Genomic DNA, 1,367 nt, shown 5'->3' with positions numbered 1-1,367 from the left:
AGGGCCGCAACGTCATCGAGCGTCAGTACGCTCACCTGAAGCAGTGGCGGGGTCTGGCGACCCGGTATGACAAGTACGCGATCGTCTACCGGGCCGCTGTGGTCCTGAATGCTGTGCTCGCATGGTCCAAACGATTGTCAGACATGCCCTAGGTGACTAGCGGTCTCCAGTCCTCGTAAACGCCCATGTCAACACGGGAATGGCGGATACTCCCCCCGTCTCCGCGAGAGAGGGCCGGAATCCACGCGATTCCGGCCCTCTTCGCGTCTGCCGCGGGGACCTGACGTGCCAACCGGCCGGTGACTAGCCCTCCCCGCGGCGCTCCCGCATGCGGCGCAGCAGCTCATACGCCTCCGGCACGGAGAGCTCCGAGTGGCTGGACAGCTGGACGGCGGCGGACTCGAGGTTGCCGTCCCGCACCATGGCGGCGAGCTGGTCGCGCAGCCACGGCGGCAGGTCCTGCGAGGAGAGCCGGACGGACTCCGTCCCCCGCATCACCTCGACCTCGAAGGGGAGCTCCTCCTCAGCGGGGGCGGCGGTCCACTCGGCCGGGACGGTCAGGGTCGTCAACTCGTCGGCGGACGGCGCCGTCGGACGCGGCGCGGCCGAGGCGTGGTCGGTGTCCCGCCGGGCGTCGTCCTCGGCCACGGCGTCAGAGGTCTCGCGATCGGGCGTCTGGGCGTCCGGCTCCCCCCGCCCGCTCGAATCCTGTCCGGGCCGCTTCGGCCCGGGGGTGTCGGCCGGGGCTGCGTCGTCGCGGTGGGGCTCCCCATGGTCGCCGGGAACGGGCCCCGCGACTCCGGCGGACGTGGCGTCCGGTTCCTGCACCGGCTCGGAATAGACCTGCGGATGCACGGCGAGGGACTGCACGTCCATGACGGCGTCCTTCAGGCCGCGTCCCGTGTGGGCGCGGTAGTCGCGCACGGCCTCCATCACGCGGCTCTGGGCGATGTGCCCGTACACGCGCCGATGGGCGTCCTCGTCCAGCAGCCCCGCCGCCAGACGCGCCCGCTCCGGTCCGATGTCCAGCCCGCGACCGGACGACGTGCGCTGGTCCGCCGCCTGACGCGCTCGACCGGCCGACATCCACCGGGCGGCGGCGAACGCGAGGGCGCCGATGACGACCACCGCGAGGACAGGGACGAGATATTCCATGCCACCAGTCTAGGTGTGGCCCACAAGGGCCATGCCGGCAGCCGCGGCGCCACATCACAACCTGGTCACAGTTCTGCCAGGGCTCCAGAGCCACCGAGGGGCCTCCCCTACGGTGGAACGTGGAGTCCTCCGTGTCTGGCCACGGCGGCCATGGAGGAGACACTCCGCCCGCCACTCGACCGAGCCAGGAGACCGCATGTCCTTCCCCCGCC

At 71.4% G+C, this 1,367-nt stretch carries 1 protein-coding gene and 1 pseudogene; one reads left to right on the top strand and one right to left on the bottom strand.

The genetic code is table 11. The features are described 5' to 3' along the window. Nucleotides 1–152, top strand: a pseudogene (locus tag J1M41_RS04760) (IS5/IS1182 family transposase); the annotation flags it as partial. Between the two features lie 151 nt (nt 153–303). Here the strand turns inward: J1M41_RS04760 and J1M41_RS04755 are convergent. Further along, the gene (locus J1M41_RS04755) at nt 304–1,155 is read right to left on the bottom strand and encodes a hypothetical protein (protein WP_206451261.1); all 852 of its coding nucleotides are present in this window, start codon (nt 1,153–1,155) and stop codon (nt 304–306) included. Nucleotides 1,156–1,367: the final 212 nt, after the last annotated feature.

The sequence above is a fragment of the Micrococcus sp. KRD096 genome, from assembly GCF_017168495.1.
GTDB lineage: Bacteria > Actinomycetota > Actinomycetes > Actinomycetales > Micrococcaceae > Micrococcus > Micrococcus luteus.
Note: the sequence above shows the minus strand (reverse complement) of the source record. Positions and strands in the feature narration are given on the sequence as shown.